The following is a 24,989-nucleotide window of genomic DNA, read 5'->3' on the forward strand; positions in this document are numbered from 1 at the left end:
TATCATCTCAAGAGCAGTCTTTAGCAGCTTCCAAAGTTTTGAGTAAAGGTGAAAATCTTTGCTATATCTTTTCATCGGACCTCAACTTTATGCGCAATTGATTTGCCCCGATCAGACGGATTACAAAAACAATCGCTTGGGTAAACAACAAAAGATAGATAATACGGTAAACCGTTAGATAGTTGAACAATACCGCAAGCAATACCACATGAAGTACCGAAGCGCAAACCACACTGTAATTTGCGTACTTTTCTTTCCCCAAGGCTCCCAAAAAAGGATAGCCTATCATCACGGTAGGTACAAAAATCAACGCCAGAAAGCAGAACATGCGCAAAAGTTCGGCACTTTCGGTAAAATCGAGCCCAAAGACCAACAGTACGATGGAGTCGCTAAAGAAATATACGAACAGGACTACCAAAGTGTTCACGAGAGTCACCGAGATCAATATTTTTTTGAATAGTTTTAAGTTTTTGTTTTTGGCCATGTACGGATAGAGTGCATCGCCCAAAGGAGCATAAACAACAGTCATCGCCATGAATAGTTTTTCCGCGGCCCCAAAAATCCCCGCAAAATAGTTGCCTAGGGCAAGGCCTGCAATAAAGGTATTGCTCGACGTATACATGGCTGCCGCTGACCGAGATAAAAAATATTGCATGCTATTGTTAATCAATCTTTTGATTTCTTGGGTGTTGGGCCTGGTCCATTTAACATTAAAATGGGTAAAGGCAAAGTAAAGGGAAAACACCCCGCCCACGATGAAACCTATGGAATACAACAAAGGAACCTTGAAATAGTCGTTCTCGGTCTTGATGAGGATAAATATCAAAGCGGTAAACAATCCTTTTGCAATCACATTTACACGGGTCATGTATTTCATATTTTCCATGCCCTGAAACAACCAAATCGGGTTAAGGACTTGACCTATCACAATGCCGAAACCAAGAAAATAAGCCGTTTTATGGTTTTGTAGCTCCTCTATCGCAAAAACACAGAGCACCAGCACTCCTAGGGCCAAAAGCACCAGTACTAGCTTTATATAATAGATATTGCTAAAAATTTCATTGATTTTTTGCTTTTCATCACGGTAAATCGAAATGTCCTTTGTTGCAGAAAGGTTAAACCCATAATCACAAAGTACAAACAGGTATTGCATTACAGCGTATACCATTAATACCACCCCATATTTCTCGGCTCCCAAAACCCTTCCCAAGTAGGGCAAGGTCAAAAAAGGGAGTGCCAGATTGACCCCTTGTAGCGAGAACAACGATACAAAGTTCTTGAACAACCGATTCTTATAAAGACTTTGGTACGTTTTTTTTAAAGAACTCATCTATATTATTTCTTTTACTTACAGATTGGACTCCTTTCAATTCAATCCATCTTTCTGCAAGAGGTCATTCCGATTCGATGGACAGCAAAAAGAATCCCGTTTCCATCAAGAATTGTGTTAATTTCCATAAGAAACTTTCCATCTCTCCAAATTTCATTTTCGGTTTGCTAGATAGGACACAATGCGTTGGCAGGCCTTGCCGTCGCCATAAGGGTTGTGCTGAAGTGCCATATTGCGGTATGCATTTTCGTCTTGGAGCAGGTGTTCGGTTCTCGATACTATTTTATATCTATCGGTACCTGTCAATATTACAGTACCCGCTTCTACTGCCTCCGGGCGTTCCGTGGTATTTCGCATCACCAATACGGGTTTCCCTAGGCTTGGAGCTTCTTCTTGTACTCCGCCACTGTCGGTAATGATGAGGTGCGATTTGTTCATAAGCCACACAAAACTAGGATAGGATAAAGGTGAAATGAGTTTTATGTTGTCGATATCTTTCAAAATCTCATAAACCAGTTTTTGTACATTGGGGTTCAGGTGTACGGGATATATAATCTGTACGTCGCTATGCTTATGGGCAATTTCTGCCAGGGCACTACAGATATCGATAAATCCCTGACCGTGGTTTTCACGTCTATGGCCCGTAACCAAGATTAATTTCTTGGAAATGTCCCAAATCGCTTTTAGATTTTCTATTTCAGGATTGATATAGTCGTGCCGACTTATTTTTTCAACACTCAATTGCAAGGCATCTATGACCGTGTTACCGGTAATCTCAATCTGTTCTTCCCGTATATTTTCACGCAATAGGTTTTGACGGGCCGTTGGGGTGGGTGCAAAATGATGGTCAGCAATGCTCCCCGTCACTGAGCGGTTCATCTCTTCCGGAAAGGGCGATCGCTTGTTAAATGTCCTTAAGCCTGCTTCTATGTGGCAGACCTTTGCCCCGGAATAAAAGGCAGCGATACTGGATGCCATGGTCGTTGTGGTGTCGCCGTGAACAAATACAAAATCGGGCTTAAACCCATCAAGCACTGGTTTGAGTCCATTGATTATCTCCGCTGTAAGGGAGTACAGGTTTTGGTCTGGTTTCATCAAATCCATATCAAAGTCCGGAACGATTTCAAAGAAATCGAGGACCTGATCTAACATTTCCCGATGCTGAGCCGTAATACAGACCTTGGTTTCAAAGACTTGCGGATGTTTCTGGAATTCCTTTATCAAAGGAGCCATTTTTATAGCTTCCGGACGAGTTCCAAAAACAATAAGGTTTTTAATTTTCATAGTCATTTGACGTGGGGGCTTTATAAAAAGTAGTATCGGTGGTCTTTACCATGGCAGCTATTTTCTCAAGTCTTTTAGTGTTTGGTTGATCAAGGTCGATGAGGTTCCCTGAGTATAGGGAAAGTAAATGATTTTTACCCCTACTTCCTTAAACTGTGCATCAAGGACCTTCCATTTTTCGGATTCGAACCAATCGTCCCCCACAAACATGATATCGAACTTGATCCGTTGCCACATCTTGAACTTGTCCATGTCATTTTGGGGCACTACGGCATCTACGTGGTGAATATTTCGGACAATCTCCATTCGCTCCTGATGCGGAATAATCGCCTTTTTGTTCTTATAGGCGACGAGCTCGTCACTGGTAACGCCCACTATGAGCTTATCGCACAGCCCTTTGGCATTCTTCAATAAATTTAGATGTCCGATATGAAATAGGTCATAAACCCCTGAAGTATAGCCGATTACTGTTTTTTCGTCACCCCTTTTGTACATATATCCGATTCTTTTTAGTTACCATCTCCAATCTGTTTGAAAATATTGTTTTTTGAATAGTTCTATGTTAATAAACATCCATAATATCTGCCCCGCCCTTACTTCCATCTTACTTTTCGCAATCAAATCAGCAACCACCCCTTCCTTTAGCCAAGAGCAATTTACCAATAAATCATTTGCCAAATCCTCCAGGTTTTCAAACCATTCGGTCAAAGGTACGGGGAAACCCACTTTTCTACGTGTGATTATTTCTTCGGGAAGGTACCTATACGATACTTCTCGCAGCAAGTACTTGGGTATATCGAGTACTTCGCTATACTCGTCACCAGTTTGATGTCTGGCATTGTTCCTGGCCGTTTCATCAATCCATTTCAATTTGAGCAAATAGGGGATTTCTCCGTACACATACTCAATGAGCTTATGGTCTAGGAAGGGAACCCTGGCTTCCACCGAGGTCTGCATAGTGGTCATGTCGACCCTTTGTAACAACCCTTTGACATGATAGCGATGAAAAAAGCGGAAAACGTTCTCTTCGTTCGGGTTTTTTTCAAAATCGCATCGAACACGACGGTCGAACTCATCTCGATAGTCGATAGGTGTGTTAATCAGTTGGTCCCGCATGCTACGGGGCACATAATCGTATTTTTTGATAAAATAATCATAAAAGCTTTCTGAAGGTTTTTGGTTCTCATAGTCAAAAGGTGCCCGAAATATTCTGCCATATCCACCCATGAGTTCGTCCGCACCCTCCCCGGAAAGTACTACCGTAATCTTCTCCCTTAGTTTAGATGACATTATCGCAAGAGGAATTTCATTGGGTACGCCCAGCGGAGCATCTTTAAATCCTATGAGCCTTTCCCAATTGGCGAGATAATCCTGTTTTTCCATCAGAATCTCATGATGGCTGGTACCGTACTTATCCGCGATGACCTGCGCATATTCAAATTCGTTCAGTTCCTCGAACCCTATAGTGTAGCTGTTTACCTTATCTTTTTTAGCCAGTGCCGTAACAGCGGTAATGTAGCTGGAGTCAACCCCTCCGGATAGATAGGTGCCCAGGGGCACATCGGCCATAAGACGATACTCTATGGCCTTTTTCAACTCACTTTCAAGACCATTTTTCAACGCTTCCTCGTCGAACTCCTCCGCCATGTTAAACACCTTCGGAAGATCCCAATAAGTCTTGGTGACCCCTGAAAGGCTTTTTCGATACTGTTGATAGGTTCCGGGTTCGACTTGTCGGATATTTTCAAAAAAAGTATATGGTGCGCGCACATAGCGATTGGCCAAATATTCGTCCACGGCCCGTTCATTAAAAATAGCTTCTACCAGCCCGCTGGATAAAATTGCCTTTACCTCGGAGGCGAAAATCAGATGCTTTCCATTGTCGAAATAGTACAGGGGCTTAATGCCCAATCGATCCCTGACCAGATAGAGGTCTTCCGTTGCGGCATTGAACAGAGCCATGGTAAACATGCCATTGGCACGTTCTAAAAACCAGTCGATCCCCTTCTCCTGAACTGCTGCGATAATCACCTCGGTATCGGAGTCGGTTCCAAAGGGATAGGACAGTTCTTCTTTAATTTCCTTGAAATTATAGATTTCCCCGTTAAAAACAATGTTCCAATTCCCGTTGGAAGAGGTCATAGGCTGATTCGCCACTTCTCTTAAATCGATAATGCTCAAACGCCTATGACCCAGTGCAATTCTGCCTTGTGCGATATAATAGGCCCCGGAATCCGGGCCGCGATGCGCGATGGAATCATTCATTTTTGAAATACGCCCCCGTAAATCCGGAACGGTCTCTTTAGCATAAATACCTGCTATTCCGCACATACAATCATCTTGCTTTTTGTAAACATTTCATCAAACTATCCCTCCAATGGGGAATTTCGATGTCCATCTCTTTTTTTATCTTGGCCTTGTCCATGACACTGAATGCCGGTCGTTTTGCCGGGGTGGGATATGCATCGGTCCGAATGGGGTTTACCCGACAATCAATTTGTTCTAACCGAAAAATGGCCTTTGTAAAGTCATACCAACTGGCAACGCCCTCATTACTATAATGATAAATGCCGTATTCAGTCCGATCTTCTGTAATTATCTTTAGAATAATTTGGGCCAAATCACCCGCATAAGTTGGAGTCCCTATTTGATCTGCTACTACATTCAGATTATCTCTTTCGGATCCTAATCTTAACATGGTCTTGAGAAAATTCTGCCCATGTTCAGAATATAACCAGGACGTTCTAATAATAAATGAGTTTGGTAAAAATCGCACCACTTCCTGCTCGCCTTTCAATTTGGTCAATCCATAGACTCCTAATGGCTTAGTACTGTCTTCTTCTATATAAGGACTGGATTTTTTACCGTCGAAAACAAAATCCGTTGAAATTTGTATAAGCCCCGCATCATACTTATTACACGCTTTAGCCAAATTTTGGGCACCAGTCTCATTTACGCTTACAGCAATTTCTCGCTCTGTTTCGGCCTTATCCACTGCTGTATATGCCGCACAATTCACACAAAAAGATATATTTTCGGATTCAAAGAATGAATTTACTTCCGCCTGCTTTGTAATGTCCAGTTCATCCAAATCCACATAGATAAAACCATACCCATTCAGACCTATTGCCATGTCCTTTATGCAGGTGGCCAATTGCCCATTGCCTCCGGTTACTAATATTTTCCTCATAGTCTTGCATTCTCTAAGGTTGGCAAAATCAAGTCTTTGTCCGATACTTTAATTTTATCTGCCGTCATTTTCCAATCGATATTTAATGCTGGATCATTATAAATAATTCCGCCTTCAGTTTCTTTATTGTAGTAATTATCACATTTATAGAAAAATTCCGCAGTTTCAGAAAGAACCACAAAGCCATGCCCAAAACCCCTGGGAATAAAAAGTTGTTTCTTGTTTTCATCGCTTAACTCTATTGCCACATGCTCGCCAAACGTAGCGGAGTTTTTTCTCAAATCGACGGCCACATCTAATACTGCCCCACTCAACACTCTTACCAACTTTGCTTGGGCATATTCTCCTTTTTGATAATGAATAGCCCGTACTACTCCTCTTGAGGAGAAAGATTGGTTGTCCTGTACAAAATTCACTGATTCACCGACACCATTGTTAAACCGTTCTCTATTGAAAGATTCCATAAAGTAACCCCGGTCGTCATTAAAGACTTTTGGTTCAAGGACAAAGCACCCTTTAAGTTTAGTCTCTGTAAAGGTCATTGTTGTTTGTTTAAAATACCTAAAAGATTTTTGCCATATCCGCTTTTCATTAAAGGCTCTGCTAGACTTTTGAACTGGTCCCCATCAATATATCCCATTTCATAGGCAGCACCTTCAATAGCACCAATTTTTAGGCCTTGTCTCTCTTCAATAACTTCGACAAATTGCGAAGCTTGCATTAAAGATTGGAAAGTTCCGGTATCAAGCCAGGCAGTTCCCCTATCCAAAATACTCACATTTAGTTTTTGTCGATCCAAATATACTCTATTAACATCGGTGATTTCTAGTTCCCCCCTATGACTTGGTGGAATATTTTTGGCAATTTCAACTACATCATTGTCGTAGAAATAAATTCCAGGGACTGCATAGTTCGATTTTGGGTTATTTGGTTTTTCTTCAATACTAATGGCTTTTCCCTTTTCGTTAAACTCAACTACACCATACCGTTCAGGATCGTGTACCCTATAAGCATATATAACACCTCCATCCGGGTCATTATTCGATTGTAATAATTTGGCCAAACCAGAACCGTAGAATATATTATCCCCCAGTATTAGAGCTACCTTATCATCGCCTATGAACGCTTCACCGATTATGAACGCTTCCGCCAAGCCATTGGGAGCTTCTTGGACTGCATAGGAAAAGGAACATCCATATTTTTTGCCATCTCCCAACAGGTCTTTAAACAAGGGCAGGTCCTTAGGGGTCGAAATTATCAAAATATCCCTAATACCAGAATACATCAAGGTAGACAAGGGATAGTAAATCATTGGTTTATCGTAAATGGGCATCAATTGTTTACTTACAGATAAAGTAAGCGGATGCAGCCTGGTCCCAGAACCTCCAGCTAATATTATTCCTTTCATTTTCTTTATAATGATTTAGAATACATCTTATTATAATAGTCTTGATATTCACCGGATGTAACACTAGCCAACCATTCTTTATTTTGTAAAAACCAATCAACTGTTTTTTCCAATCCCTGTTTAAAAGTAACGGATGGCTTCCAACCCAATTCTTTATTTATCTTATTGGCATCAATCGCATATCTTAAATCGTGACCAGGCCTATCTTTAACATAAGTAATCAATTTCTCCGACGAGCCTGAAGGTCTTTCTAGTTTTCTATCCATGATTTGGCAAAGCAATTTTACCAAATCAATGTTCTGCCATTCATTAAATCCACCTATATTATAGGTTTCATGATTTTTACCTTTATGAAAAACTAAATCAATGGCGGTCGCATGATCCTCTACAAAAAGCCAATCACGGGTATACTTTCCATCACCATATACTGGCAAAGGCTTCTTCTCTATTATATTATTGATAAAAAGCGGAATTAATTTTTCGGGGAAATGATTTGGACCATAGTTATTAGAGCAATTGGAAACCACATAAGGCAATTTATATGTCTCGCCGTATGCCCGAACAAAATGGTCAGAGCTTGCTTTTGAAGCAGAATACGGTGAATTAGGGTCATAAGAAGTAGTCTCCGTAAAAAGCCCTGACTCTCCCAAAGTTCCATAAACCTCATCTGTGCTTACGTGATAAAATCTTTTCCCTTCTTTACTGTTCCTCCAATATTGTCTTGCGGCATTTAAGAGGTTTACAGTACCTATAATATTAGTTCTTACAAATGAGAGAGGATCCTTTATAGAACGATCTACATGGGATTCGGCCGCTAGATGAATTACTCCTTCAAAATTATATTCTTCAAAGATTTTAAATATATATGCTTCGTCTACAATATCACCTTTAAGAAATTTATAATTAGGGCGTTTTTCAATATCTTTTAGGTTTTCAAGGTTGCCTGCATAGGTTAGTTTATCTAGATTAAAAATGTTGTAATTAGGATAGTTTTTTACCATTCCTCTTACAACATGCGAACCGATAAACCCGGCTCCTCCGGTTACCAATAAATTCATAATATACTAATGTTTGATGTGAATATATAAAGTTACAGTTCCTCTGCCTTTTTATTCAGATAGATTAGGAATGATCCTAAAAAGAACAGTCCTATCAAAATCAAAGGAATTAAAACAATATTCTTCCCAAAAAAAGCTTTTTGTATCTGTTGGGGTTGTCCGAAATTAATGATCTTAATAGGATCTGTACGCTCTATCAATTCCAACTTTCTAGCTTCGATATCCCTGATCAAGCTGTTTTTGTATTCAAAAAGGCCAGTAATATCCACGCTTTCTTCACTTTCTAAAACAATGCGATCACTGCCCTGATTTTGATTGCCGCGAGCTATTTTATTGGAATAATTAATAATAATATCATCGGCCTGCTTTAAAAGTATTTCATTTTCCTCAATTCGCTTTTTGGCATTTGATTGATATACTTCGATCAACTCATCAAAATAACTATTGGAATTAATATAGTCCATCACTTTTTCTACGAATTCCTGTCCTTTTTCAGCATCCTTATAGGAAAATGTAATCCTGTGATTAAAGGAGCTTTTATTCTGTAATTCGGCCCGTACAATATCCGATATGGCATCTGTACTCTCAAAACTCTGCAGTAGCTCCAGAAATTTCATTTCGCTTTCTGAACTCACTTTACCATCATCAACCGGCGCGATAGAAACCTCCAATCCATCCAACATTTCAATATTGATTCCTAGCCTTTTAAAAAAGGTGGTGTCCTTCGATTTAATATTGGCCTGGACCTCATTCACCACATCGTACAAATAGTTTTTACTTTCCATCTGAGGTTTTACGATGACCTCTGTCTTTAGTTTTTTTGTAACTATTTGATTCAATGTGTATCCAATCGCTCCGCCTAAGATGGCAAGACCCAAAAGAATGAGTACATTTTTTTTCAAGTACAGGAACAACCTCAAAAAGGCCCTGAATAGCCTATTAAAACCTCTTCCGATCATTTGGAACAATTGCCCTAAATCTATTTCGTCAGAATTATTTGTTGGGTTCGTCGAATCTCTTTCCGCCATTTGCTATGAATTAAAAATCTGTTTTAATATTCTATCGGTTATTAAATATGTGGGCTTTACACCCGTTGTTCCCAAGCCTCCCGATGCCAGGGTACTACCGGTTTCCAAGGGATTGTCCGAAGCATAGTATGCATAACTCACTTTAACGTCTTCACGGATACTTTTCCGAATCTTTGATGCCGATTGTATCGCTTTTTGATAGTGTACCCCTTCCATCTCCAGACCGATTACATTCCAGGTGGATTCGTGAAAAAACCTAAGGATATCCTTATTCTGCAAAGATGTTCCCAAAACGGTCACCATAGCACCCTCATAAACTTTTAATCCATATCCTTCAAAATCCTTGGCGCACAACTCGTTCTTAAATGGATAATTATCTGCGGTGCCTTCAAAAATATGGGCAGAAGGTATCATCAAATCGCCCTTGCCTCCTTCCAAAATCCCGGCCTTACCCATAATGGAAATTGAAACTACATTTAAAAAAACAGCTTTCTTTTCCCTATCAAAGGGTTTCAACAGCTCATCTACGGTCTCATAGGCCTGCTCCCCAAAGGCGTAGTCCATGACAAAGATAACAGGTTTTTGTTCATTTGGAGTGTCGGGAAATTCATAACAACAGGCATTGGGACCAACTTTGGCCATATCAAAAATTTGTACATTGATATTTGTCCCCGAGGTATCTTCCAAACTGATCATGCCATTTATTTCGGCATATTCCTGTACTTTATTCCGCAAGGACGCATTTCCTGAACCACTCAAGGCCTCAAAAATTTCCAGTGATGCGGAATCCCCGAATTCTTCATGAAGTGCCTTTCTTGCATAAAGAGAATTCATAACACTATGCATATTCGCTGAAATAATATGTATGGGCCGCTTTAGCAACTCATGCTTTTTTAAAGTCGCTTTGATGTTGTTCGCCCATCGTTCCCCATGTATGTGATGCCCCAATCGCTCCCGTAACAATGCACTAAAGGTTATTGTTCTTTTTTCTCCCGTAACCTCCTCTTCCAGGGCCAATTTTCCCAACCAAAAAACTATGCCAAGGAACCGTTCGGGGTTCTCCTTAGTGCCGAACTTATCATAAACCTCCATAATTTCCTCAAAGGACCTTCCCAGAATATTGGCGGTATGAATCAAAGCTATTTCCCTTTCGGGTTGCGAAAGTTCCTCTTTTTTTATGGCATTCTCCAATTTTACCCAATCCCGAATGGTCTTGTTCGTATCGGGAATCAGGACACGTTTACAAATTTTTTTGGATTCGATAAAAAGAAAGGTAAGGTGTGTTAGAATATCATAAATATCCGATCTGCCCCTCGTAATTTCGATATTCATCTGCTCATCATCAATGCGGTAACAGTTCCGCCTCCGTTTTGGGGGAATGATTGGGTTGATATGGGATACCCCATAGCCTTCGTCCGAGGTCAGGTTGATGTATCGACATTGCTCAATACCTTCTGGCAGGCGATCCAATACATAAACAAGCCCGTCCAGTTCTGCTTTTTCCTCGGCGACAGACCCATAAATTTCCGGTCTTAATGCTAATAGAGCATTTTTCAGCGCTTCTCCAGAAACGCCGTTTGGTTTATAAAATCCACGATTGAACAAGTGGCGCATGGTCACGTACAACCGTTCAATGGCGTTGGTGGATTCTTGTGCCCGTGTTGTAGTGGTCGTGGTTGTTCGCATGGATAATTTCGTACAAAACTACTAATATTTTGGTTTTTCCCGCCAAAAAATCAATCTATGGTCTGTCGGGAAAGAACATCGGCCACCTTGCGGTCATTGGATAATCGTTGTACCTTATTCTGACCGCCAAGTTTCCCTATAGCCTTCATATAGGCCCTAAAGCCTCCTATCTCTATCGGTGTCACTTTCAACGATTGCAATATTTTTCCGGAAATCAAATCATAATAATAGCTGTTCTGCTCCTGGAGGGAATTATCTAAAACAGCAATGAATTTCTCCATATTGGAAGGGAGTCGTTCAAATTCTATCAGCCATTCGTGATAGGGCAATTCTTCTTTTTCAGGTGTTATTTGTGGTGCCACCGTAAATTCATTTACCCTGGCATCCGTTTCCCGGATAGCTTTGGACATGGCTTCCTCTACTTCTTTTGCGATTACATGTTCCCCAAAGGCGGAAATAAAATGTTTTATGCGCCCTGAAACGATTATCTTAAAGGGCTCTTTTGAAACAAACCGAACGGTATCTCCTAGATTATATGCCCATAGACCGGCATTTGTAGAAATAATCATTACGTAATCAACGTTCAGTTCAACATGTTCCAGCGTAATTCTTTTTCTATTTTCGTCAAAGAATTCATCTGCCTTTACAAATTCATAGAAAATGCCCGAATCCAATAACAAGAGCATCCCTTTTTCTTTTTGGTTATCCTGATAGGCAAAAAAGCCTTCGCTTGCCGGAAACAATTCTATACTTCCCATTTTTCGCCCGATCAGTTCCTCAAACTTCTTGCGGTAGGGTTCATAATTGACACCGCCGTATATAAAAAGTTCAAAATTTTGGAACAAACCCCCAATATTCCGATTGGTTTTTTCTTTTAGCCGTTCAAAATACATTTGTACCCAAGACGGTATTCCCGCAATTACGGTCATGTCTTGATCTTTGGTCTCCTCTACAATGGTATCTACCTTGGTCTCCCAATCTTCTATACAATTGGTTTCCCAGCTTGGCAATCTGTTCTTCTGTAAATAGTTGGGTACGTAATGTGCGGAAATACCGGATAACCTCCCCAATTTAATACCATTCTTTTCCTCAAGCTCCGGGCTCCCCTGTAAAAAAATCATTTTGCCGGTTACAAAATCGGCCCTGCCCGTTTCATGTATATAATTAAGAATGGCATTCCTTGAGGCTTCCACCTGATTTTTAATGGATCCCTTTGTAATGGGAATGTACTTGGCCCCGGAAGTGGTTCCGGAGGTCTTGGCAAAATAGATAGGCTTTCCCGGCCACAGTACATCGGCTTTCCCGGCCACGACCTTATTTACATAAGGTTTTAGTTCCTCATAATCACGTATCGGCACTTTCTCGGCAAAATCGGCATACGATGTAATATTCCTAAAATCATGGTCTTTCCCAAATTCCGTATGTGCTGCTTGCGACAACAGTTCCTTGAACACGTTTTGTTGGGTCTTAAGGGGTGAATTGACCCATTTTTCAGTTTTTTTTGCAATGTATTTTGCGAAAATCTTGGCGGCGATCGCTTTAATGGACATTTTATTCAATTAAAATCAATAAAGTCGAGCGGATTTACGGGGTTGCCGCTATCCCATAATTCAAAATGCAAGTGAGGGCCAGTCGTAAATTCGCCCGTATTGCCTACGGAAGCTATGACTTCACCGGCACGCACAATGGCTCCCTGTGATTTGGCCAAGGATCCATTATGCTTGTACACGCTGAGCAATCCACCTTCATGTTCCAAAATGATAACATATCCCGTATCCGCTGTCCATTCGGAAAAAATAACCGTGCCATTATCAACGGCTTTTACAGGAGTATCTTTTGGAGCGACCACATCCACTCCATAGTGTTTTTTCTTAGCATCATAGCTCATGGACAACGTACCGGTAATCGGAGGAAACAAGATCAAGGTCTTTTTATCGGTATTGCGTTCAAATAAATTGTATTTGTCTTCCAGGGCCACTTCTGCGCGCAATAAGGAATCTTCTTTGATCGGTGTAAGATCTACTGAGGCAGGATCCAATTTAAACTGCTCAAAAAGAGAATCACGGTTAATTTGATTATTTTCGATATCCCCGGTCAAAACCATACGGATATTATTTAGATACTTATTGGTATAATTTAAGGTTCTCACCAAAGAATCCGTTTTATAGGTCAATTCGGTAGCTTCCTTTTTCAGTTTTGTAGAAGAATAACCCGGTATATATTCCCGTAAGGGGGTAAAGGCAATCAATAAGATCGTAAGGCCTATAAGGCCTATCATGAACAGGGAGCCTGTAACAAAAACGTTTAGCCTGCTCAGTTTAAAAGAAATTTTTTCTTCAAAAGTGCTTTCATTGAGAATTACCAAACGATACTTGTGCAGTAATTTTCGTTTTATTTCCTTTCTTTTTTTTACACTCTTGGCCATTGTAACAAAGATAAACTTACTGATGAAAATAGTTCGGCATCAACCATAAAAATATAATTCCCTGCCCAATAATTGCCCTAATCCAAAACTACAAAAAGCTGTAATTGTACAAGCAAGCAATTAATATAACCACCATACGTTAATATTCTAGTACCCTTAACTAGATTTTAGTACATTTGTTATTCTTAACAATCATCATTTTATGACAATCTTATCTACTTTTTTAGCAATTGGGGCTCCACAAATAATCTTAATTGTGGTCGTAGTCCTATTATTATTCGGAGGGAAAAAAATACCGGAGCTTATGCGGGGCCTGGGAAGCGGAATAAAAGAATTTAAGGATGCCTCTAAAGAAGAGGAAAAAATAGAGGAAGGCAAAAAGGAATAACACTTCCAAAAACATATTTCATTTTACCAAGAGCGGCCATTAAAAAATGGTCGTTTTTTAATTTATCCGTTTTTTCTTTGCTCCAAACCCTGTTAAATACGCTTAGCTGTTTTACCCTGAAAACCATATGTTTAAAGGTTACACGACAAAAATGACCCTTTTCACAACAAAAAATGAATCCCCCGGGGTTTAAGGTTTAATTTCGGATATAATTTTAATCAAAATGGAATCCATTAGTGCTTTATCAACAAAGCGATCATAGTTTTTGATGATGGAACCTTAGATTATTACGAGCATGAAAAATATAATCGCCATTTGCATCTTCCTTTTTCATATAGGAGCCAGGGCGCAAAGCTTTCAGGAGGATATGCTGTCCGAAAGAAATACGGAACAGTCTTCCGTTATGGATGCCGATGTCCGATCATCATCTATGATCGAAGATGATAGGGCATTTGCCCAAATGGCAAAATCCTATGATGTTCCACACCGCACATTTGAAAATTTAACCGAAATTGAAGATGGATACTACATCATTTCCGGAGTATTCAGCAAGTCTAAAAACCTGAAAAAACAGGTCAAAAAGTTTAAAAAGAAGGGTTTTGAATCCGGTTATTTCCAAAATACCGAAAATAACCTCTACTACCTGTATCTTTCCCAATATAATTCATGGCAAACGGCATTGGAAGATTGCAAATCCCAATTTGACCGAAAATACAAAAATGATGTATGGGTACTCAAAATAAGCAACAACGTTCCCGAGAAAGAAATGGTTCCCTTGGAATCCGTTACCTATGATCTGTTGTCCGGGTCTGCAGGGACAAAAACGGCTACGGTAAATCCCAATGCTGCCCTATTGGAGCAAGCGGGAGATAATAATGTTTCCGTTTCCCAAAACAGGTTGCTCAAACGTGCCGACAAATATTTTAATAAAATGTGGTATGCCGAAGCTGCCAAATTTTATGAACTGGCACTTGCCAAGAATCCCGGGAATTATCCTTACAGGATTCTACAAAAAGCAGGGGATGCCCATTATTTCAACACCAATATGAAGCAAGCCTATAAATGGTACACCCTTTTATATGAGAAGCACGGTGAGGAACTATCCGCGGATAATATTTTTAAATACGCCCATACCTTAAAAGGAATTGGCAACTACAGCCGTTCAAAACGGTTAATGCGGCTTTATGACAAAAGGTTTAAAGAAACCCGCAGCCTCAAAAAGGCCAAATCACGAAATTTTAGGAGGAACGAGGTGGCTTTGGACAATATTTTAAAGGATAAGCATCGGTTTGAAATAAAGAACATCAAAATCAACTCTAAATATTCGGATTTTTCCCCAATGTTCTATAATTCCGATAAGGTCGTCTATGCATCGGCAAAGGATTCTTCCTTTTTTAAAACCAGGCGGTATAAATGGAACAATCAACCTTATTTGGATCTTTATGTAGCCCAACTCAATGAAGAATCCATGGAACTTAAAAACGCCATTAAATTCTCTAAAAAGGTAAATACCAAATATCATGAGGCTTCCGTTACTTTTTCCCCAGATGGGAAAACCATGTATTTTACAAGAAACAATTATGGCAAAAAATTAAAACGGGACAAAAAGGGCATTAACAACCTTAAAATCTACCGGTCACAAAAAATAGGGGGGGAATGGACCGAAGCCACAGAAGTCGCTTTTAATAGTGATACATATTCTACGGGACATCCGGCCTTGAGCAAGGATGGGAAACAACTCTATTTTGTATCGGATATGCCCGGAAGCATCGGCCAGACCGACATTTTTGTGGTAGATGTCTTGGAAGATGGAGGATTTTCCACACCACGGAACCTTGGGCCTGAAATAAACACGGAACAAAAAGAGATGTTTCCGTTCGTTAATGAGAAAAAATTATATTTTTCTTCCAACGGGCATATAGGTTTGGGGGGATTGGATATTTATGAAGCGGATTTTAATGAAGAGGGGGGATTTTTAGAGGTAAAAAATCTAGGCAAGCCCGTAAATAGTAATAAAGATGATTTCTCCTATATCGTGAACGAGGATACCCAAAAAGGTTTTTTTGCATCCAATCGTACCCGTGGAAAAGGGGACGATGATATTTATTCCTTTAAAAGATTGGTCGTAGAAGAGACACCCGATAATTTAAACGCCATAGCCGGTACGGTGACCGAACTGGTAACGGGGGATATTATGCCCAAAGCCTTAGTGGAGTTATTGGACAAAAACAATATGAAGTTGAAAGAGGCGGAGACAGCGGAAGATGGCAGCTTTATATTCGAAGGTCTGGATTCCAATACCAGATACACTTTACGAACCACCAAGGGAACCTTTTCCGAAGATACCCGAGAAGCGGCCACCAAAGAAAACGAAACGGTCAGCGTAGCTGTTTCCCTAAGAAGGCTCAACGAAAAAATTACGGTCCAAAATGGTATCCGTAAGTTAAAGACCGAAATGATCCACTTTAACTTTGACAAATCACATATTAGAAAAGAGGCAGCTACAGAATTGGATAAATTGGTGCAGGTAATGAACGAATATCCAGAAATGGTCATCAAAATTGAATCCCATACCGATTCCAGAGGTAATGCCGTGTATAACAAATACCTGTCGGATAAAAGGGCCAAGGCTACCCAAGAATACCTTATATCCAAGGGAATCAGTCCGGAACGCATACAAAGTGCCACTGGTTATGGTGAAGAAAGACTGTTGAATGAATGTAATGGAAGCGTACGCTGTACAGAACAAAAACATTACCTGAACCGTAGATCGGAATTCGTCATCGTAAGCATGTAACCAAAAAATAACTTATACATTATAAAGCCACTATAGCTAAGACCTATAGTGGCTTTTTGTTTTAAGAGCGTCATTTACCAAGAGATGATCTTTCCCGTTCCAACAATTCACAACAACTTAACCCCTCTTCACAACAAAAAAACGGCAAAATATACCTATTTATATGATTATCAGTTATATATAAACAATCCCAAATCCCATATCATGAAAAATGCCCTACTTATTAAAGAAATTTATCTAGAAGCTTTTAAAAACCTAGGCCACACTTTGGTCAAATCATACTTTAAAGCATTTTCTTGGTTCTGTTTTGCAAGTTTTGCCGTAGTTCTCTATGCCTTTATTTTTAGAATCGCTACGGGATTTGCCTTTGATTGACCCAAGTTAAATCAACCAGGCCCTTAAAAAGCACCGTATATCGGTGCTTTTTGTTTTTAAGCAAGGTTCGTATAACGAATAAATCGGCATTTTACGGATTTCCTGAAATAAACCAGTCCTTTCATAGCGGATATGCCTTCTTTGGCCTATTTTATTTATGGGATTCCCCGTTCGGCCCGAACTTTGTATTTATATAAAATAAATGTTCAGGTATGGAAAGATTTTTACTCATAAAGGAAATTTATGCAGAGGCTTTTAAAAACTGGAAAAACATCCTCTTGGAAAACTATTTCAAGATATTCTCCTGGATCTGTTTCTTTTTGATAGCCGTGGCTCTTTATGCTTTTATATATAGGGTGTCCACCGGTTTTTCTTTTGGAAACTTCTAAAAGAAAGCATCGTCACAAAACTAAAAAGGCCCGGGAAATATCCGGGCCTGTTTCGTTTTCCCTTCTTCCTTCAGGGGTGTTGAACCTTCCCGTTTTCAATATCGCTTCCAATTCAAACATATAATCTCTTTTTTCCGTCGCAGGGGCAAACGTAAAGCCCTCCAATATCAATTTTCTATTGTTGGGTTTATCGTTTATAATATAGGTCAGGAACGGACCTGCCATAGGGTATGCGGACATTTCCCAAATTCCTCTAGCTTCGGCCGCTTTTCTCTGTGAGACCTCGGCAGGAAAAACATAAGGGGAAAATGCCTTCTCCGTGATCATATGATTTTCCTTTCCCGGAATATCTTCCCCGGGAATAAACAGTTTGCCTATGGAATCTCGCATTTGTACAATATCCTGAACGAAAGTAGTATCATTTTTAAAGCTATCCCAGGGTACGGTATAGGCAATAATGTTCATGGTCCCCTTTTGTATCTGCCTATCCATCCATACAAAATTATCTGCCTGCCTGCCAACTTTATAAATGGAAGGAATGTCCATCGTAATCCCAAATTCATCCTCCATTGCCTTTTCCTTGTTCAAAGAACGGAGAAACCGCTTTTGTGCCTGTTTCAGTTCATTTTCCCTGTATCTGGCAACGAATTGTGGTGCCTTCTTATCCAAATTTTCAATAATCTCCGCTTTATTGCGTCCTTTTACGATTCCTACTTTCTGGGGTTTGGCATACATATTGGATTTCATATGGGCAATGTTCAAAGAATCTTCCATAACATACAGCACCGATCTTGTATTCCTAATGGCTCCCGAAAAAATCTGTGGAGGAATTTGTGTGATGCTAAACTGTGCCTCGTCCCAGGTAAGGCCAAGGGCCGGAGCGGCAAAATGCTCCCGTATCTTATCTCCCACCTCACCTTTCCATAACTCGTTGTCGATAACCACGGTCAAAGTATTTACAGCACCTACGGATTCTGGTAAATAATCCGCTTTCCCACTTTCTTTACAGGAAAACACGATTAAAAGGACAATAAGGGAAAATGTTTTAAGTTTTTTCATTTTAAGTTCTGGTTTACGATGAACAATCGCACAATTTTAATTTTGTGCCCGGTTTTAAATTGTTACCGCTAATACCGTTCCATTTTCGTAAATTTTCAATACTAATTCCAGGATATTTTTTGGAAATCGTCCATAAAGAGTCTCCACTGCGCACTACATGGACCTTGGTTCCATTAGAAACAATGTTTCCAGAAGATGTGTTTTTGGGCTTTACCGATGCCGTTCGGTTTCTTCTTGGGAATATCGTCAACCGTTGGCCGATACGCAAGTTATTGCTCCGCAATCCGTTCCATCGTTTTATCTGGTTCACGCCAACCCCATAGCGTTCCGCTATTTTGCCCAAATAGTCCCCACTGCGTACCCTGTAGCGTATTCTTCCTTCTTCGGCCTGCTTTATTAAGCGCGGTAACGGACTTTCCCTACTTTTCAGTTCTTTTTCCACATGGGCATAAATAGCTTCCTCATTAGCTACAAATTTGCCCATATCCGCTATAGGAAGCCTTAAGGTGTATTCCTTTCCCTTTATATACGGAATAACGTCCAATTTATAGGAAGGGTTCAAAATCTTAAGCTCTTCCTTATCTATACCCACTAATTCAGAAATCTGATCAAAGGTAATAATGCTCTTTATGTGTATGGTATCCGTTTCAAAATAAATGCGGTCCGCTTTTTTGCCCGTTAATCCGTGTTCCTTGGCATACTCAAAAATATACATCGTAGCCAAAAAAGCAGGTACATAGCCTGCAGTCTCCCTTGGTAAGTTCCTACGGATATTCCAATAGTTCTTATAGCCTCCCGACCGTCTGATCGCCTTGTTTACATTGCCTGGGCCGGAGTTATAGGCTGCCAGGGCCAAGTCCCAATCGTTAAAAACATCATATAACTTGGACAGATACCTGCATGCGGCGGCCGTGGATTTTATAGGGTCGCTACGCTCGTCCACGTAGCTGGTAACATCCAGCTTGTACATTTTTCCGGTACCGTACATAAACTGCCACAGACCGGTTGCCCCTACCCGTGAGCGTGCTTTGGGGTTTAAAGCGGATTCCACAATGGAGAGGTATTTCATTTCCAACGGGATATCATGATTGTCCATTTCCTGTTCAAAAAGTGGAAAATAAAACTGGCTGACCGTTAGCATACGTTCCATTAAATCCCGCTTTCTGGTCAAAAAGGATTTGATCACATTTTCCAAGGATGGATTGTACGCCACATTAAAAGGGGTCTTTTCATTCAGTTTTTGAAGACGGAGTCTCAACGTATCCGTTGGCAGGTCATAAATATAGGGGACGGAAGGATCCAAATGAACCACCTCTTCATGGATTTCTTCAAATAAGGGTGCATTGGCAATGAGTTCCTTCATCCAAAGGCTATCGTATTTAGCTGCCGTACTATTATCCCGAAGGTCGTATTTTTTATCCTTTCCCGATTTATAAAAAGGAAGGCCTGCATCCGGCCGTTGTTCCGCTGCCTGTACCCCTGTATTATTTTTATTGATCACGGGGTTTGACAAGACCGTATCCACAGGTATCCGGACCATGCTGTCTTGAATTCCATGTTTAATGGTATGGGAATCCTTTTCCTGTGAAAAAACGGAAAAAGACAACAACAAAAACCCAAGTAGGCAAAAAGAGATTTGATCAAGCTTTTTCATAAAGGCGAAAATTTCTTAGCGGGACTAACGAAAATCGCACATTTTTTTCTGGGAATAAAATTTTACCTCTTAAAATGCTGCCAATAAAATGTATCCCGTTTATCGATAACGGCCTTTACTACGCCAATATTGCAGCGATACCCGGCAATGTTTTGCCCTCCAGGCTCTCCAACATGGCCCCTCCTCCGGTAGAGACGTAACTCACTTTCTCCTCAAATCCGAATTGTTTTACCGCTGCGACGGAATCCCCTCCTCCTACAAGTGAAAAAGCACCGTTCTTGGTAGCTTCTTCAATACAATTTCCAACGGCGATCGTTCCTTTGGCAAAACTCTCCATTTCAAATACGCCAACAGGACCGTTCCACAAAATAGTCTTGGCTCCGAGAATAACCGATTTGAAACTTTCCAAGGTATTTGGTCCGGCATCCAGACCCTGCCACCCCTGCGGTATCTTATTTACGTCCATTATTTGGGTATTGGCCTCATTGCTAAAGTCGTCCGCCGCAATGACATCTACCGGGATATGGACATTTACCCCTTTTTCTTTGGCTTGTTTTAAAATGTTCAGGGCCAATTCCATTTTATCATCCTCACAAATAGAATCACCGACCTCACCTCCTTGGGCCTTTATAAATGTATAGGTCATTCCACCTCCTATAATCAGGTCATCTACCTTGTCCAGAATGTTTTCAATAATCGTAATTTTCGAGGACACCTTGGCTCCGCCCAAAATGGCCAAAACCGGTTTTTCTCCGGTTTGCATCACTTTGGCAATGGCATCGATTTCTTTTGCCAACAAATATCCAAAACACTTGGCATTCGGAAAAAACTTTGCCACAATGGTGGTGGAAGCATGTGCCCTGTGCGCCGTACCAAAAGCATCGTTTATGTAGATGTCCCCCAGTTTTGACAATTGCTCCGCAAAATTCTCATCTCCTTTTCCCTCTTCAGCATAGTACCTTAGGTTTTCCAATAAAAGCACTTCTCCATTTTGAAGCCCCGCAACCGCCTTTTCGGCCTCTTCTCCTACGCAATCCGCCACAAACTTGACCTCAACACCAATGATATCGGAAACCGTTGCGCAAATATGTTTTAAGGACAAATCTGGGTTTCTTTCTCCTTTCGGTCTACCCAAATGACTCATCAGAACGGCACTTCCCCCATCTTCCAACACCTTGATTATAGTTGGTTTTGCAGCTTCTATCCTATTGGTGTCCGTCACTTCAAAATTTTCGTTCAAGGGAACATTAAAATCCACACGGATCAGTGCTTTTTTATTTTCAAAGTTATAATTGTCCAATGTCTTCATGCCGATTTTGCTTTTAAATGAACGGCAAATGTAAAGATTAATGGGTTTGGGATAAAATACTCCCGTCAATTATTTATAATCGTCTGTTTTAATAAACTTGCGTTGTTTCAATTCTTCTGTAAAAACCCTCTTTTACATTCAATCAAACTGTTATTCTATTCAAAATTTGCACGTTTTAAAAAGCTCGGAACAACTTTAATCCCGTAATACGGGAAAACAACTATATTTGAATTAATGTTATTCGATCAAATTTTAGGGCTTTCCCATATTAAAAATCATTTGACGTCTAGTGCCGATGCCGGTCGTATTCCGCATGCACAGCTTTTTGTAGGCCCCGAAGGGTGCGGACTATTACCCATGGCACTGGCCTATGCACAATACATTATATGCCAAAATGCACAGGGGGAAAATGAAGGGAGCGATACGGCCTGCAATCTTAAATTTGAAGGTCTTGCCCATCCAGATCTTCATTTTGCGTTCCCCGTGGCCAACTCGGACAAGATAAAAAGTCATGCTGTAAGCAATCATTATATGCAGGAATGGCGGCAGTTTGTAAAAGAACAGCCCTACGGCAACCTTTTTGATTGGTACCGGCTGATCGAAATTGAAAAAAAACAGGGACAGATCGGGGTAGACGAAGCTCAGGATATTGTTAAAAAACTCTCTTTGAAATCTTATGAAGGCGGTCATAAGGTGATGTTGATCTGGATGGCGGAAAAGATGAATACCTCAGCAGCTAACAAATTGCTAAAACTGATAGAGGAACCCCCCGAAAAAACCATCTTTCTTTTGCTTTCTGAAGACGAGGAACAGATTATCCAAACCATACGCTCCCGGTGTCAAATCCTGCATTTCCCCCCATTACCCGAAACCGTAATAGCGAATGCCTTAATAAAAAATGGGGCCACAAAGCAAGAGGCCATGCGCTTGGCACATGAGGCCAACGGCAACTATAATAAGGCGTTGGATCTTTTAAACCAGGATTCCGAAGACCTGGTCTTTGAAAAATGGTTCGTGCAATGGGTCCGCAGTGCATTTAAGGCCAAAGGCAACAAAGGGGCCATTCATGAATTGATACTTTGGAGCAATGAATTGGCCAAAACGGGAAGGGAGACCCAAAAGAAATTCCTTCACTATTGTTTAACGGTAATGAGACAGGCCTTACTGATCAATTACGGGGCGCATGAACTGGCCTATATGAAAATTCATGCCGATGGGTTCCAATTGGAGAAGTTTGCGCCATTTGTCCATGAAAACAATATCCTGAATATTACGGAAGAATTGGAGAATGCCATCTACCATGTGGAGCGGAACGGCAATGCAAAAATCATCTTTACCGATATTTCCATCAAACTTACCCGACTACTCCATAAAAAAACGACACAAATACCTTTATGATATGGAAATTTTATTGATTAGTGCCACAGAAATACTATTACTACTGTTCTTGATCATTACTTTTTTGCAAAGTGGTGTGGATAAAATCATGGACTGGCAGGGAAATCTATCCTGGCTCAAAGGTCATTTTTCTAAAACACCCCTTAAAAATATGGTTCCGGCACTCCTGAGCATTGTAATGCTTACCGAAGTTGTTGCAGCGGCACTTTGTACAATGGGAGCGTATCAACTCCTCGTGGGAGGAGGCAAGACCACTGCATTTTATGGGGCCATTCTATCTTGTTTAACCTTGTTGATGCTGCTCTTTGGCCAACGCATGGCCAAGGATTATGAAGGGGCAAAGACCATTGCTATCTATTTTGTACCAGCCATCTTTTTAGTCTTTCTCTTACAATCCTAAAAAAGGTAATTACAAAGTTGATATTCAATCTGAATAAAGAGCAGGGCAGAACGTTATCATATTGAGGTTTCCCACCGCTCATATTTCGTACTATCAAAATGAATAATCACCGTCTAATGTAAATCGGTTGGGTTCTTATAAACAAAAAAACCTTCCCCGATCGGGAAGGTTCTGTGAGGCATCGAGCGGATTCGAACCGCTGTACAAGCTTTTGCAGAGCTGTGCCTAGCCACTCGGCCACGATGCCTTTTTTTCAAGACTGCAAAAATAAACAATAATTCTATTTTAGCTCAATTTATATGCGCTTAATCCTATTGTTCATATAGTGCTTTAGAGGCATCGGGTGGACTCGAACCACCATGAAAGTCCTTGCGGGGCTTTGTCTAACCATTTCGACCACAATGCCATTTCAATTTAAAAATACTACTTAAATCCTTTAAGGGTTATTTGTTCCTCTTGGATTTTAACACTATCGTTACCTTTTCCACATCGCCATTTATAGGCGGATTCATTTTAGACACCCCTACTTCGGCTTTTTTTACGGTCTGGATTTCCCTAAAAATCCGATCTAAGATACGTTTACCCACATGCTCCAACAATTTTGAGGGAACGGCCATTTCTTCCTTTACTATTTTATTGATATGTACATAATCTACGGTATCCTTTAGGTCATCCGATATAGCGGCTTTGGAAAGATCCGTTCTTACCGAGACATCTACGGAATATTGGCTGCCGATAACGGTTTCCTCCGGTAAACAACCGTGATGGGCGTACACCCTGATATTTTTGACCCATACTTTGCCCATGACGAAATGAAGATTTCCGCAAACTTATAACAAAGTAACTAAACTTAATAGGTACACCTGCAATTACTGATGCCCTGAAAAAGGTCTACCCCCAATGTAAGCACATGGGTTCCCGTACTATAGCCCAGGATTTCATTTAAAATGATCTGATAGGAATACCCAAAATAGAAATTGCTTTTCTTAAAACCTACAATAGGCGATATATATAACGGATCTCCGATCTGGTCGTTTAAAAAACGATAGTTTATACCCGCATAGTAATAATCCTCAAAATCGTAAAATCGAAATTTTAAATTTAAATCTGTTTCCGAACGACCATCACTTTCAAAAATTTTAAACAGTAACGACGGTTCAATTTCCACTTTGCTGTTTTTATTTTTAGTATATCTATATCCCGTATAAACATAATAGTTTCTTAATTCATTAGGTTCATCCACATCAAAAGTAAGACTTTGAGGGTCTTTTTCTAATATATTTGATGCATTAGCAGCTAAATAAAATTTATCGAATCGATATAGAAGCCCCACGTCAAAGTTGTGATTTGTTGTTTGACGATTATTGACTACTCCATTATCCGGGAATTCTAATAAGTCAAATTCATTTGTGTCAATTCTAAACTGATTAAAATTATATGAAATTCCAAATGACAAAAACTCGTCGTCATACCTGTCCAAGGTTAAATGATGTGCAAACGAAACCCGTGCTCCTTGCTGTTTGGTGTAACCATTTTTATCATTGTAAAAGAAGATTCCAACTCCTGATTTTTCTCCTATACGCATATCGGCAGCCAACGATTGAGTTCTCGGTGCATCCTTAATACCCACCCATTGCGCTAGACCATTCATCCTTATTTTGACATGATCTCCGATACCTGCATATGTTGGGGATAGGACAAAGGGGTTATCCGCCAAATATTGCGATAATTGAGGCGAATTGAGTTCTTGACCACTAAGGGAAAAGGTATTTATTAATAAGACCAAGGCCAATAGTCTGCTACACATAGTT

23 protein-coding genes and 2 tRNA genes are annotated in these 24,989 nt (G+C 40.3%); 6 read left to right on the top strand and 19 right to left on the bottom strand.

Features of this window, described 5'->3' with window-relative positions:
- Positions 1 to 61: 61 nt before the first annotated feature.
- The 12 genes from ACKWB9_RS04270 to ACKWB9_RS04325 form a co-directional block, all read right to left on the bottom strand.
- Positions 62 to 1,330, bottom strand: coding sequence for an oligosaccharide flippase family protein (locus ACKWB9_RS04270; RefSeq protein WP_414001756.1), 1,269 nt, complete (start codon positions 1,328 to 1,330; stop codon positions 62 to 64).
- Between the two features lie 153 nt (positions 1,331 to 1,483).
- Positions 1,484 to 2,614: a non-hydrolyzing UDP-N-acetylglucosamine 2-epimerase gene (gene wecB / locus ACKWB9_RS04275; protein WP_414001757.1), complete on the bottom strand. Its 1,131-nt coding sequence runs from the start codon at positions 2,612 to 2,614 to the stop codon at positions 1,484 to 1,486.
- Between the two features lie 57 nt (positions 2,615 to 2,671).
- Positions 2,672 to 3,109 carry an adenylyltransferase/cytidyltransferase family protein gene (locus tag ACKWB9_RS04280; protein WP_414001758.1) on the bottom strand — a complete coding sequence of 146 codons (438 nt, stop codon included), beginning with the start codon at positions 3,107 to 3,109 and terminating at the stop codon, positions 2,672 to 2,674.
- A gap of 18 nt (positions 3,110 to 3,127) precedes the next feature.
- A complete protein-coding gene (asnB, locus tag ACKWB9_RS04285; protein WP_414001759.1) occupies positions 3,128 to 4,945 on the bottom strand; it encodes an asparagine synthase (glutamine-hydrolyzing) in 1,818 nt (605 codons plus the stop codon).
- A gap of 4 nt (positions 4,946 to 4,949) precedes the next feature.
- Positions 4,950 to 5,804 carry a dTDP-4-dehydrorhamnose reductase gene (rfbD, locus tag ACKWB9_RS04290; protein WP_414001760.1) on the bottom strand — a complete coding sequence of 285 codons (855 nt, stop codon included), beginning with the start codon at positions 5,802 to 5,804 and terminating at the stop codon, positions 4,950 to 4,952.
- Entirely contained in the window at positions 5,801 to 6,346 is a 546-nt protein-coding gene (gene rfbC / locus ACKWB9_RS04295) for a dTDP-4-dehydrorhamnose 3,5-epimerase (protein WP_414001761.1), read from the bottom strand. The genes rfbD and rfbC overlap by 4 nt, the downstream gene beginning before the upstream one ends.
- Entirely contained in the window at positions 6,343 to 7,212 is an 870-nt protein-coding gene (gene rfbA, locus ACKWB9_RS04300) for a glucose-1-phosphate thymidylyltransferase RfbA (RefSeq protein WP_414001762.1), read from the bottom strand. Before rfbA ends, rfbC begins: the two co-directional genes overlap by 4 nt.
- A gap of 5 nt (positions 7,213 to 7,217) precedes the next feature.
- Positions 7,218 to 8,270: a dTDP-glucose 4,6-dehydratase gene (rfbB, locus tag ACKWB9_RS04305; protein WP_414001763.1), complete on the bottom strand. Its 1,053-nt coding sequence runs from the start codon at positions 8,268 to 8,270 to the stop codon at positions 7,218 to 7,220.
- Positions 8,271 to 8,302: 32 nt separating this feature from the next.
- Positions 8,303 to 9,298 (bottom strand): hypothetical protein, encoded by a 996-nt coding sequence (locus tag ACKWB9_RS04310; RefSeq protein WP_414001764.1) that lies wholly within the window; start codon positions 9,296 to 9,298, stop codon positions 8,303 to 8,305.
- A 3-nt stretch (positions 9,299 to 9,301) separates the two neighbouring features.
- Positions 9,302 to 10,984 (bottom strand): DUF6909 family protein, encoded by a 1,683-nt coding sequence (locus tag ACKWB9_RS04315; RefSeq protein ID WP_414001765.1) that lies wholly within the window; start codon positions 10,982 to 10,984, stop codon positions 9,302 to 9,304.
- A 50-nt stretch (positions 10,985 to 11,034) separates the two neighbouring features.
- Entirely contained in the window at positions 11,035 to 12,534 is a 1,500-nt protein-coding gene (locus tag ACKWB9_RS04320; RefSeq protein WP_414001766.1) for a GH3 auxin-responsive promoter family protein, read from the bottom strand.
- 5 nt (positions 12,535 to 12,539) lie between these two features.
- The gene (locus tag ACKWB9_RS04325; protein ID WP_414001767.1) at positions 12,540 to 13,409 is read right to left on the bottom strand and encodes a M23 family metallopeptidase; all 870 of its coding nucleotides are present in this window, start codon (positions 13,407 to 13,409) and stop codon (positions 12,540 to 12,542) included.
- Positions 13,410 to 13,611: 202 nt separating this feature from the next.
- Here ACKWB9_RS04325 and ACKWB9_RS04330 point away from each other — a divergent pair, with 202 nt between their 5' ends.
- The 4 genes from ACKWB9_RS04330 to ACKWB9_RS04345 all read left to right on the top strand — a co-directional run bounded on the left by ACKWB9_RS04330 (position 13,612) and on the right by ACKWB9_RS04345 (position 17,358).
- Positions 13,612 to 13,797, top strand: coding sequence for a Sec-independent protein translocase subunit TatA/TatB (locus ACKWB9_RS04330; protein ID WP_414001768.1), 186 nt, complete (start codon positions 13,612 to 13,614; stop codon positions 13,795 to 13,797).
- Between the two features lie 295 nt (positions 13,798 to 14,092).
- Positions 14,093 to 16,594, top strand: a complete 2,502-nt coding sequence (locus tag ACKWB9_RS04335; RefSeq protein ID WP_414001769.1) for an OmpA family protein — start codon at positions 14,093 to 14,095, stop codon at positions 16,592 to 16,594.
- A 204-nt stretch (positions 16,595 to 16,798) separates the two neighbouring features.
- Complete coding sequence (locus ACKWB9_RS04340; protein ID WP_414001770.1) at positions 16,799 to 16,969, top strand: DUF6747 family protein; 171 nt, start codon at positions 16,799 to 16,801, stop codon at positions 16,967 to 16,969.
- Positions 16,970 to 17,181: 212 nt separating this feature from the next.
- Positions 17,182 to 17,358 (top strand): DUF6747 family protein, encoded by a 177-nt coding sequence (locus ACKWB9_RS04345; RefSeq protein ID WP_414001771.1) that lies wholly within the window; start codon positions 17,182 to 17,184, stop codon positions 17,356 to 17,358.
- A 12-nt stretch (positions 17,359 to 17,370) separates the two neighbouring features.
- Here the strand turns inward: ACKWB9_RS04345 and ACKWB9_RS04350 are convergent, their stop codons facing one another.
- The 3 genes from ACKWB9_RS04350 to ACKWB9_RS04360 form a co-directional block, all read right to left on the bottom strand.
- Positions 17,371 to 18,417 carry a DUF4837 family protein gene (locus ACKWB9_RS04350; protein ID WP_414001772.1) on the bottom strand — a complete coding sequence of 349 codons (1,047 nt, stop codon included), beginning with the start codon at positions 18,415 to 18,417 and terminating at the stop codon, positions 17,371 to 17,373.
- Between the two features lie 13 nt (positions 18,418 to 18,430).
- Positions 18,431 to 20,071: a LysM peptidoglycan-binding domain-containing protein gene (locus ACKWB9_RS04355; RefSeq protein WP_414001773.1), complete on the bottom strand. Its 1,641-nt coding sequence runs from the start codon at positions 20,069 to 20,071 to the stop codon at positions 18,431 to 18,433.
- A 118-nt stretch (positions 20,072 to 20,189) separates the two neighbouring features.
- On the bottom strand, positions 20,190 to 21,380 hold the full coding sequence (locus ACKWB9_RS04360; RefSeq protein WP_414001774.1) for a phosphoglycerate kinase: 1,191 nt from the start codon (positions 21,378 to 21,380) through the stop codon (positions 20,190 to 20,192).
- Positions 21,381 to 21,614: 234 nt separating this feature from the next.
- Here ACKWB9_RS04360 and ACKWB9_RS04365 point away from each other — a divergent pair, with 234 nt between their 5' ends.
- Positions 21,615 to 22,778 carry a DNA polymerase III subunit gene (locus tag ACKWB9_RS04365; RefSeq protein WP_414001775.1) on the top strand — a complete coding sequence of 388 codons (1,164 nt, stop codon included), beginning with the start codon at positions 21,615 to 21,617 and terminating at the stop codon, positions 22,776 to 22,778.
- Position 22,779: 1 nt separating this feature from the next.
- Positions 22,780 to 23,178 carry a DoxX family protein gene (locus ACKWB9_RS04370; protein ID WP_414001776.1) on the top strand — a complete coding sequence of 133 codons (399 nt, stop codon included), beginning with the start codon at positions 22,780 to 22,782 and terminating at the stop codon, positions 23,176 to 23,178.
- A 176-nt stretch (positions 23,179 to 23,354) separates the two neighbouring features.
- Here ACKWB9_RS04370 and ACKWB9_RS04375 read toward each other — a convergent pair.
- From ACKWB9_RS04375 to ACKWB9_RS04390, 4 genes are all read right to left on the bottom strand, one after another.
- A tRNA-Cys gene (locus tag ACKWB9_RS04375) sits at positions 23,355 to 23,425 on the bottom strand.
- Between the two features lie 87 nt (positions 23,426 to 23,512).
- Positions 23,513 to 23,584, bottom strand: a tRNA-Cys gene (locus tag ACKWB9_RS04380).
- A gap of 37 nt (positions 23,585 to 23,621) precedes the next feature.
- Entirely contained in the window at positions 23,622 to 23,984 is a 363-nt protein-coding gene (gene folB / locus ACKWB9_RS04385; RefSeq protein ID WP_414001777.1) for a dihydroneopterin aldolase, read from the bottom strand.
- Between the two features lie 44 nt (positions 23,985 to 24,028).
- Positions 24,029 to 24,985, bottom strand: coding sequence for a PorP/SprF family type IX secretion system membrane protein (locus ACKWB9_RS04390; RefSeq protein WP_414001778.1), 957 nt, complete (start codon positions 24,983 to 24,985; stop codon positions 24,029 to 24,031).
- Positions 24,986 to 24,989 lie beyond the last annotated feature (4 nt).

This window comes from Maribacter spongiae (assembly GCF_047345125.1).
Classification (GTDB): domain Bacteria; phylum Bacteroidota; class Bacteroidia; order Flavobacteriales; family Flavobacteriaceae; genus Maribacter.

Bases quoted from the DNA above. Each gene is read 5' to 3' on its own strand.
- rfbA (WP_414001762.1), bottom strand. From the start codon at position 7,212: ATGAAAGGAATAATATTAGCTGGAGGTTCTGGGACCAGGCTGCATCCG.
- ACKWB9_RS04390 (WP_414001778.1), bottom strand. From the start codon at position 24,985: ATGTGTAGCAGACTATTGGCCTTGGTCTTATTAATAAATACCTTTTCC.
- wecB (WP_414001757.1), bottom strand. From the start codon at position 2,614: ATGAAAATTAAAAACCTTATTGTTTTTGGAACTCGTCCGGAAGCTATA.
- ACKWB9_RS04310 (WP_414001764.1), bottom strand. From the start codon at position 9,298: ATGGCGGAAAGAGATTCGACGAACCCAACAAATAATTCTGACGAAATA.
- rfbD (WP_414001760.1), bottom strand. From the start codon at position 5,804: ATGAGGAAAATATTAGTAACCGGAGGCAATGGGCAATTGGCCACCTGC.
- ACKWB9_RS04335 (WP_414001769.1), top strand. From the start codon at position 14,093: ATGAAAAATATAATCGCCATTTGCATCTTCCTTTTTCATATAGGAGCC.
- ACKWB9_RS04360 (WP_414001774.1), bottom strand. From the start codon at position 21,380: ATGAAGACATTGGACAATTATAACTTTGAAAATAAAAAAGCACTGATC.
- ACKWB9_RS04325 (WP_414001767.1), bottom strand. From the start codon at position 13,409: ATGGCCAAGAGTGTAAAAAAAAGAAAGGAAATAAAACGAAAATTACTG.
- ACKWB9_RS04365 (WP_414001775.1), top strand. From the start codon at position 21,615: ATGTTATTCGATCAAATTTTAGGGCTTTCCCATATTAAAAATCATTTG.
- ACKWB9_RS04315 (WP_414001765.1), bottom strand. From the start codon at position 10,984: ATGCGAACAACCACGACCACTACAACACGGGCACAAGAATCCACCAAC.
- ACKWB9_RS04280 (WP_414001758.1), bottom strand. From the start codon at position 3,109: ATGTACAAAAGGGGTGACGAAAAAACAGTAATCGGCTATACTTCAGGG.
- rfbB (WP_414001763.1), bottom strand. From the start codon at position 8,270: ATGAATTTATTGGTAACCGGAGGAGCCGGGTTTATCGGTTCGCATGTT.
- ACKWB9_RS04320 (WP_414001766.1), bottom strand. From the start codon at position 12,534: ATGTCCATTAAAGCGATCGCCGCCAAGATTTTCGCAAAATACATTGCA.
- ACKWB9_RS04355 (WP_414001773.1), bottom strand. From the start codon at position 20,071: ATGAAAAAGCTTGATCAAATCTCTTTTTGCCTACTTGGGTTTTTGTTG.
- ACKWB9_RS04330 (WP_414001768.1), top strand. From the start codon at position 13,612: ATGACAATCTTATCTACTTTTTTAGCAATTGGGGCTCCACAAATAATC.
- asnB (WP_414001759.1), bottom strand. From the start codon at position 4,945: ATGTGCGGAATAGCAGGTATTTATGCTAAAGAGACCGTTCCGGATTTA.
- ACKWB9_RS04340 (WP_414001770.1), top strand. From the start codon at position 16,799: ATGAAAAATGCCCTACTTATTAAAGAAATTTATCTAGAAGCTTTTAAA.
- ACKWB9_RS04370 (WP_414001776.1), top strand. From the start codon at position 22,780: ATGGAAATTTTATTGATTAGTGCCACAGAAATACTATTACTACTGTTC.
- rfbC (WP_414001761.1), bottom strand. From the start codon at position 6,346: ATGACCTTTACAGAGACTAAACTTAAAGGGTGCTTTGTCCTTGAACCA.
- ACKWB9_RS04270 (WP_414001756.1), bottom strand. From the start codon at position 1,330: ATGAGTTCTTTAAAAAAAACGTACCAAAGTCTTTATAAGAATCGGTTG.
- ACKWB9_RS04345 (WP_414001771.1), top strand. From the start codon at position 17,182: ATGGAAAGATTTTTACTCATAAAGGAAATTTATGCAGAGGCTTTTAAA.
- ACKWB9_RS04350 (WP_414001772.1), bottom strand. From the start codon at position 18,417: ATGAAAAAACTTAAAACATTTTCCCTTATTGTCCTTTTAATCGTGTTT.
- folB (WP_414001777.1), bottom strand. From the start codon at position 23,984: ATGGGCAAAGTATGGGTCAAAAATATCAGGGTGTACGCCCATCACGGT.